Origin of the sequence: Pseudomonas sp. NFX98 (assembly GCF_047784845.1) — a bacterium.
Taxonomy (GTDB): domain Bacteria; phylum Pseudomonadota; class Gammaproteobacteria; order Pseudomonadales; family Pseudomonadaceae; genus Aquipseudomonas.
Genome location: NZ_JBLNNF010000026.1, coordinates 72,042 through 79,629, shown reverse-complemented (window position 1 = coordinate 79,629; position 7,588 = coordinate 72,042). Strand labels below are relative to the sequence as shown.

General features: G+C 57.6%; 11 protein-coding genes. 5 read left to right on the top strand and 6 right to left on the bottom strand.

The features are described from left to right. Positions 1 to 154: 154 nt before the first annotated feature. Entirely contained in the window at positions 155 to 1,063 is a 909-nt protein-coding gene (gene prmB / locus ACM110_RS27535) for a 50S ribosomal protein L3 N(5)-glutamine methyltransferase (protein WP_416130238.1), read from the bottom strand. A gap of 239 nt (positions 1,064 to 1,302) precedes the next feature. On the opposite strand from prmB, the gene ACM110_RS27530 reads away from it, so the two are divergent. The 5 genes from ACM110_RS27530 to ACM110_RS27510 all read left to right on the top strand — a co-directional run bounded on the left by ACM110_RS27530 (position 1,303) and on the right by ACM110_RS27510 (position 4,691). After that, the gene (locus ACM110_RS27530; protein WP_338585478.1) at positions 1,303 to 1,893 is read left to right on the top strand and encodes a cysteine hydrolase family protein; all 591 of its coding nucleotides are present in this window, start codon (positions 1,303 to 1,305) and stop codon (positions 1,891 to 1,893) included. Between the two features lie 132 nt (positions 1,894 to 2,025). Next, positions 2,026 to 2,346 carry a hypothetical protein gene (locus tag ACM110_RS27525; RefSeq protein WP_338585477.1) on the top strand — a complete coding sequence of 107 codons (321 nt, stop codon included), beginning with the start codon at positions 2,026 to 2,028 and terminating at the stop codon, positions 2,344 to 2,346. Positions 2,347 to 2,435: 89 nt separating this feature from the next. Beyond that, complete coding sequence (locus tag ACM110_RS27520; RefSeq protein ID WP_075948712.1) at positions 2,436 to 2,993, top strand: Smr/MutS family protein; 558 nt, start codon at positions 2,436 to 2,438, stop codon at positions 2,991 to 2,993. A 304-nt stretch (positions 2,994 to 3,297) separates the two neighbouring features. Further along, positions 3,298 to 3,507 carry a hypothetical protein gene (locus ACM110_RS27515; protein WP_416130237.1) on the top strand — a complete coding sequence of 70 codons (210 nt, stop codon included), beginning with the start codon at positions 3,298 to 3,300 and terminating at the stop codon, positions 3,505 to 3,507. A 635-nt stretch (positions 3,508 to 4,142) separates the two neighbouring features. Next, positions 4,143 to 4,691 (top strand): DUF4760 domain-containing protein, encoded by a 549-nt coding sequence (locus tag ACM110_RS27510; RefSeq protein ID WP_348123399.1) that lies wholly within the window; start codon positions 4,143 to 4,145, stop codon positions 4,689 to 4,691. Between the two features lie 36 nt (positions 4,692 to 4,727). On the opposite strand, the gene ACM110_RS27505 is transcribed toward ACM110_RS27510, so the two are convergent. Genes ACM110_RS27505 through ACM110_RS27485 form a run of 5 tightly spaced genes read right to left on the bottom strand, consistent with a single transcriptional unit; the run spans position 4,728 to position 7,585 of the window. After that, positions 4,728 to 5,243 (bottom strand): lysis protein, encoded by a 516-nt coding sequence (locus ACM110_RS27505; RefSeq protein WP_416130236.1) that lies wholly within the window; start codon positions 5,241 to 5,243, stop codon positions 4,728 to 4,730. Continuing rightward, positions 5,240 to 5,662, bottom strand: a complete 423-nt coding sequence (locus tag ACM110_RS27500) for a cell wall hydrolase (protein WP_416130235.1) — start codon at positions 5,660 to 5,662, stop codon at positions 5,240 to 5,242. The genes ACM110_RS27505 and ACM110_RS27500 overlap by 4 nt, the downstream gene beginning before the upstream one ends. Positions 5,663 to 5,721: 59 nt before the next feature. Continuing rightward, the gene (locus ACM110_RS27495) at positions 5,722 to 5,997 is read right to left on the bottom strand and encodes a tail fiber assembly protein (RefSeq protein ID WP_416130234.1); all 276 of its coding nucleotides are present in this window, start codon (positions 5,995 to 5,997) and stop codon (positions 5,722 to 5,724) included. Next, positions 5,994 to 6,329 (bottom strand): hypothetical protein, encoded by a 336-nt coding sequence (locus tag ACM110_RS27490; protein WP_416130233.1) that lies wholly within the window; start codon positions 6,327 to 6,329, stop codon positions 5,994 to 5,996. The genes ACM110_RS27495 and ACM110_RS27490 overlap by 4 nt, the downstream gene beginning before the upstream one ends. Further along, entirely contained in the window at positions 6,329 to 7,585 is a 1,257-nt protein-coding gene (locus ACM110_RS27485; protein WP_416130232.1) for a phage tail protein, read from the bottom strand. Before ACM110_RS27485 ends, ACM110_RS27490 begins: the two co-directional genes overlap by 1 nt. Between the last annotated feature and the right edge of the window lie 3 nt (positions 7,586 to 7,588).

Here is a 7,588-nt window from a genome sequence, read left to right as displayed (position 1 = left end):
CTTCATCTCACATTACAACCATCGCCGTTGCCATTCCGCTTCGAACCACCTGCCGCCTGCGCTGTTTGAGCAGCAAGCGGCCTAATGCTCCTACAGAGTGGTTCAAAAAAACTGAACCACTACACCGAAGGCTGCGATCTTTTGTTTTTGAGGGTTAAACGCGGGAAGCGAACAATGCCTGATGATTGCGGCACTGCTCCGCAGTCAACATGAACACGCCATGCCCGCCACGCTCGAATTCCAGCCAGGCGAAGTCGACTTCCGGGTACAACGCCTCGACGTGAACCTGGCTGTTGCCCACTTCGACAATCAGCAAACCCTTCTCGGCCAGGTGATCCGCCGCTTCGGCGAGCATGCGTCGCACCAGGTTCAAGCCATCGTCACCGCAGGCCAGGCCCAGTTCCGGTTCGTGCTGGTACTCGTCCGGCATATCGGCAAAATCTTCGGCGTCGACGTACGGCGGGTTCGACACGATCAAGTCGAAACGCTGGCCCGGCAAGCCATCGAAACCATCGCCCTGCACGGTGTAGACGCGCTCATCGACGCCATGACGTTCGATGTTCTGGTTGGCCACTTCCAGCGCTTCGAACGACAGGTCGGCCAGCACCACTTCGGCGTTCTGGAATTCGTAGGCGCAGGCGATACCGATGCAACCTGAGCCGGTGCACAAGTCGAGAATCCGCGCCGGCTCGGTGCCCAGCCACGGTGTGAAGCGGTTTTCGATCAGCTCGCCGATTGGCGAACGCGGGATCAGTACACGCTCATCGACAATGAACGACATGCCGCAGAACCAGGCTTCACCCAGCAGGTAAGCGGTCGGCACGCGCTCTTCGATGCGGCGCTTGAGCAGCAACTGCACGTGAACCAGTTCGTCTTCTTCCAGATTGCAGTCGAGATAGCTGTCGGCGATTTCCCATGGCAAGTGCAGCGCGCCCAACACGAGTTGACGGGCTTCGTCCCAGGCGTTGTCGGTGCCATGGCCGAAAAACAGATCCTCCCCATGGAAGCGGCTGACAGCCCAACGGATATGGTCACGCAGGGTGCGAAGGCGGGAAGTGATCACGACGGCAAACTCCAGAAAAATCGACGGGCGATTCTATCAGTCAAACGTCGCCACGACGACGCAGGAAAAACACTGGGGCAGATGTAGGACTATTCTCTTTTTTCAGCTCGGGATTGAACAAAACGGACCACTTGACAACGCTGCACGCCAGTAACGACGGTGCCTACGATGGTAGCGATTCACAGAAGCGCTCAGCCAGAGGACAATGTCGCAAAAGCCCCACTCCAAGGAGCCCCAGAATGTCCGTTCCACAAACGATGTTTCAACTCAGCGGCCGCGGTTATCCGGCAGCCAAACTGAGTCATGCGACCCTCATCATCATCGATGCCCAGAAAGAATACCTCAGCGGTCCCCTGGCCCTGAGCGGCATGGATGCGGCTGTCGCGAACATCAAGCAATTGGTGACTGCTGCCCGTGCGGCCGGCCGGCCGATCGTGCATGTCAGCCACCTCGGCACTGTCGGCGGGTTGTTCGACCCACGCGGCGAGCGCGGGCAGTTCATTCCTGGGCTGGAGCCGCTTGCCGGCGAAATCAGGATTGAAAAAATCCTGCCGAGCGCCTTCCACGGCACCGATCTGAAAAAACGCCTGGAAGACCTGGGTTCGGTGGACCTGGTGGTTTGCGGTTTCATGAGCCATTCCAGCGTCAGCACCACGGTGCGCGCGGCGAAGAACCTGGGTTTCCGTTGCACCCTGGTGGAAGACGCCTGCGCCACCCGCGATCTGCCATACAAAGGCGGCGTCCTGAGCGCCGAGCATGTTCAGCAGACCGAAATGGCGATCATGGCGGACAACTTTGCCGCCGTCGCCCAGACCAACGACCTGGTCTGATGAATACTTCCATGAGCGGTCTAAATAGCCGCTCATCCGCAAAAGCCTCTCATTAGCCGTAATTGCCTTAGCCTCAGGAACATCCCGGTCAACTCCCGGTCGAAGGGCCGATACCCATTGAGGAAGGTCGGAATGAAGTTATCCGATGGTTTTGACGCTCGCCGCTTGCGGCCCAAAGGCCAACGCAACTGGCGTTTTAGAATCGGCGCAGCGTTTGCTGCGTTGCTGGCAATGAGTGGCGTGCTGCTCGCCATGGCCGGTGCCGCCGCCCTGTTCGGCCACGCACCCGCCCTGGGCGAGTTGAACACCAACCGCGCCGGTGCGGCGGTGATTCTGGCGATTGGCCTGTTCGTGCTGTACCTGGGCGTGTGGTTGTGGCGCCGCTGCCGACGCCGCTCGCGGCAGTCGCGAGAGCTGAACATGTCCCCGCACCTGATGAAAAAACACGATTGAGATCAAAGTCGCGGCCGAATCCCGCGCACTTTGTCGCGCGCCCATTCGCTTCGAGTTAGGTAAACTGGCCGCCCTTCGCGGAGGCTGACATGCAAGACGACGATTTTTCCCTGTTCAAAAGCGCGATCCAAGGCGTCAAGCCGATCAAGCACGATCGCGCCGAAACCGGCAAACCCAAGGCTGACCGCGCGCAGATTGCCAAGCTGCGCCAAGCCGCCACCGTGCGCACCGATGCCACCACCGTCGACGGGCTGTCCGATCAGTTCGTCATCGACGTCGGCCCTGAAGATGAACTGATGTGGGCGCGTGATGGTGTGCAGGAAAGCCAGATGCGCAAACTAAAGGTCGGCCAGATTCCGTTCGAAGGCAGTCTCGATCTGCATGGCATGAACGTGGAAAAGGCTCGGGAAACCCTCTGGGCGTTCCTGGCCGAAGCGACCAAGTTCGAAATCCGCTGCGTGCGCGTCACCCACGGCAAAGCCGTGCGGCTTGACGGCAAGCGGCCGATGATCAAAAGCCACGTCAACACGTGGCTGCGCCAGCATCCGCAGGTGCTTGGCTTCACCTCGTGCCAGGCGAAACACGGCGGTGCGGGAGCGGTTTATGTGATGCTCAAACGCACCATGATGGAAGGTCGCGACGAGTAAAGCTGATGCGTCGCGCTTGCAGCGTCGTGTCCGCCACCGTACCCTTGCCCTTTGCGTAAAATCCCACAGGTAGTTTCATGTCCCTGGAACAGAATTACACGGCGATTCTAAATGGGTAAGGCAAAGTAATCAGGGCCAATGAAACCGGGCACTTCCTTACTTTGGAATACCCGGTTTTGACCTGCTTTACACGGTCAGTGGTACAAAAATTGGTACGAGCTTCATTCCCTCCTACGGCGTCCTGCCTACCGTTCGTCAGTTCGCAATACTGCTGCTACGCTGAAAACTCCACGGAGGATTCACGATGCCAAATTCAGACCTGCTCCCTTCCCTGCTCTACAAAATCAACGAAAATCAGCTCGCCTTGGAAGCCGCCATCATGGAGCTCTCTAACTGGGTCGAGCAACGAGGCGCGGCCGATGTTGCCGATAACATCCGCGGCGCCCTGGAAGCGATCGACCGAAACGAGGAATTCATCAAGATGACGCTCGCACTGATGATGACGCCGGAGTGATTTTGCGGTGTCAAAGCCTGGGATGCCGCATAAGATTCAAACAAGGCCTTTATAATCAAGGCCTTGAGTTCGAAATCAGCCCCTAAAAGCACCGTCATTTGCGACTCTTCTAAACCCAATAAACATTGGTCCAAACGGTTGCGTTTTGGGGAAGAATTCCCCGCTGCAAATCCCATCTCCGGCATCCTGCCGAACGAACACAATTCATCCATCGCAGTAGTGAATCGCTGATTTAACACTGGTATTCTCGCCGCCACGTTCGCCAGACATTAAGGGATGGAGGCGAAAACAGAAGCCGCGAAGCCGCGAACCTTCGGGGCTTTGCATTCTTGGGCTAGAATCATTCACCAAGCAAAATTGGCACTGATCAGTACTGATCCTTCACGTGAATTGCCGCCCGTCGTGTAAGCATTCTCCTACACGCTCGATGGTTGATATCTCAAATCAATTCCCCAATCTTTCATCTACCATGTGTCGTGACACGTTCTCAAATCTGCGTAATCGTGTCGCGACACATGATTCGCTCGTCTCATTGATGTAACATCTTTCGAGACACTATTGCGCGATGGACTGCACACGCCAGAGAGGAAACCGCAATGAAAACCTTCGCAAGGGATGGATGGGAAGACTACTGAATGGATCCAGTTGCCGTAGAGCAGCCACTCTTATACCTCGGTGAAACCGTAGGGTTTTGGGTACAAACGGCGGTAATCCTGTTAGGAGCGGGGGCCGCCGTTGTCACAATCATTATCAACGGACGCCTTTCGCGCCAGTCGATTAGCCACAATGAAAAGCTATCCCAACAAAGGGCCACAATTGACCTTCTGTTGACCCAGCGCACTGATCAAAACCTGATTGAGTCCAAAAAAGCGGTGGGGGCAATTCATAACAACGGCGGTGATTTCACCTCATTAGCAACGCGTGACAAGGCTCAGGATGAAACCCGTAGTCATATCCTGTCGATAATCAACAACTACGAATTTATCGCCCTCGGCATCCGGGAAGGCGCTCTAGATGAAAGCATCTACAAGCGAGCTGTATATAGCCAAGTGATGCGCGACTGGAGAGCCATGAAAGCGTTCATCATGGAGCTTCGGCGACAAAATCAGATCGATACGTTGTTCCAAGAGTTTGAGTTGTTGGCAAAACGATGGGATCAGCAAAAGCTGCATTGCGACGCATAAATGTAGTACCAAGCCCGGCCTTTGAGCCGGGTTTTTTCATTTCAAGCCTGCCACCTCCCGCACGTAAGCCTGGCACGCAGCCAACGCGATCAGTCCTCGGTCGCCTTCATCGGTAATGGCGACAATTCGTTGAGCATGCGCTGGGTCAAGTCGGGCGCGCGCTCCTCCATGAACCACGCTGCCGGCGCCGGTACCGGCTGGCACTGAACAGCCACCGGCTGAATCCTTGGTGTCGAGTAGGACTGACAGCCGCAAATCAGCAGTGGCAAGGCGATCGCGCAAGCGAGCCTGGTCTTTTTGCACATTGGTCAAAGTCTCGTGATGGGATTGGTCGCTGGCAGAAAGGCGCTGCTCGAGTGCTAGCCGTTTGTCATGGTCTGCACGCATCTGGACGGCGGCCGCGTTGCTGATGGCCGTCAGATCGGCCTGGTGCAGGCCAGCCAGGTCGGACAATCGCTGACCGTAGCGCCAGTCCTGTACCTGCCAGACGCCGCCGGCGGTGATCAGCAGCAGCGCCAGTACCCCGGCAAGCTTCAGTGCGGCCGGGCTCATGGCACATCCTTGAAGAAGAGATGCCCGCCCAGCTTGAGGGTTGGCTTCGCTTTCGCCGCCCATGGCGGTGCCTTGATACTGGTCGCGTAGTAGTGTGTGGCGCCGTCGGTAGGGTCCGGCACCTTCCCATCGATCACCTGGTCGGCAGCGATACGCGCCTGCGCGAGCTCGCGGAAGGAGATCTGTTTTATGCCGATCAGGAACGCGTAGTTCGGGTCGCTCTTGTTCCAGCAACTGAACTGATACGGCTTCTGGCAAACCCCGGCATAGCCCTCACCCCACCACGACTTGGCTTTGCCATCGTCCACCCGATTGCGAATGGTCCATGCCACGGCGATCTGCCCCGCCAGGCTTTCGCCGCGGGCCTCGCCCCACAGAGTTCTGGCGAGGATGTCGCGGTCATTGTCAGTTACGGTCATTGCTTTTCTCCAGGCAAAAAAATACCCGCTCGCTGGCGGGTGTCGGTCTTCATCGATGCTCAGGCGGGAACGGCCGGCCACTCGATAGTGGTTGGGTACCCGGGTTGCTCAGGCAGCCGGCTCAATGCGACTCGGTATTTCTTCCACGCCTTGAGCAATGCGACTTCCGCGACGGTGGCGTCATCGATGTCTACGGCATCCTGCAGGGGCGTAATGGCCGCGTCCGCGATGGCGCGGCGCTTGGCGTTTTCGGCGACGACTGCGGCAAGAGCCTGGACAGCCTTCGCCTGCTCCTTCATTTCTCGGGTAACGAGCTGACTCCAGTCGATATTCATTCCCCCTCCTCCGCTTCCATTTCTGCTGCGAATTCCGGCAATGGTCCGGGAAACACCACTGGCCCGTCCGGCACGTTTACCAGTGGTACCGGAAACGCCTGCTCAGGGCTGAAGTTAAAAGGATTGGGCAAAAACAAAGTAACCGTCAGCTGCCCGTCAACCCGCTCTACGGGGCCAGCGAACCAGCCGCTGTTGATGGCAGACAAAGGCAAGGAATCGCCCTCGCCCATCGGGGAAAAATCGTAAGTTTCACCATTGATATTGAGGCTGTCGCCGGACTTCACGACCTCCAGCAGGTCATCCCTGCGTTGCGGTGCAAGAACAATGCGCATCAGAACCACCTCCCGATAGCGATTTGAGAAATCGCGACATCGATGGTCAGCGAGCTGAGAGCAACCAGATACAAACTTGGTCCGCTGGAGATACTGGCGTTACCCAAGACCGTGTGCCACACGACGCCACCTGCCGGTTTGATGTTGATCACAACCTCTGGGGCGGCAACAAAGTTGGCCGCGAAGCCAGAACCTGGAATGCCACCTGCAGAGTAAAAAAGGCTGCCGGCTGCCGTGGTGATCGGAATCGCGCTAAAAATAACTGTGCGCCGACAAATCATCGTTCCGTCAGCGAACTTGATATAGGTGCCGCTGGCATTGGTCCCGGTTTCGACGACCGCCCCTGTTGGGGTGCCGCCCGACTGAGAAACGGTGCCGACGATGTTTGTCCGATCAAAGCTGAATGCCACCGACTTGCCGTTTGCCGGGTTGTACCGAAGACAAATCCAGTTGCCACCACCGAGGCTTAAAAACTCCGCAGTGTCGTTCGCCGCCGTGGTGATGCTCGCGCCTGTCGGTAGGATCAGCGAAACGGCATTGTGGGTCAGAAGGAGAGACCCCAAGAATCTAACGGTGCGCCTCGCTCCTGCCGCTATTGAGCCCAATCCGGTAATGGGGGTATTACCACTGATCGCGATGACACCTGAGGTCGCGGCGCCAATGTCCACTGTTGCAGCGGAGGCAATCGGTGTGGCGGGTGCATCATTGATTGGCCCACTCAGCGTGCCACCCGCCTTGGGCAGCGCCGCCGACACCTGGGCTTGCAGCTTGCCGGCTGCCACCACGATGCTGTCAGTAGCGACCACCGGCGAACCGGTCGTGGTAACAAATCCGGTCAATGCCGAAGCAATCGCCCTCGCGGCGGAAAAATACAGATTTGCCGCACCCTCGGTCAAACCATCCGACGTGGTCAGATTGAGTGCTGTTCGCACTCCTGCCTGCGTCGGCGTGTTTCCAAGCACCCCGAGCACACCACCGAACTGATTGACCAGCGCACGCAGTGCATCAGCCGAATCTTTCACATAGCCTTGCAGCGGTGCAATAGCGTAGGAACCGGCGGCACTGGTCGCGCCTTGGTAGTTCGGCGCAATAGACATTGCCGTGTCGCTGGCGATGTTGGTGATCTCGTACCACCCGCCATCTGGCCCACGAAAACCGTCACCCACACGGCCATTGGAAAGAAAAGCCGTGCCGGCGCCGATGACGGCGTTCGAATTCAAGGCGACAGAGACCGTTCCTGATTTGTACCAGGGCATTGA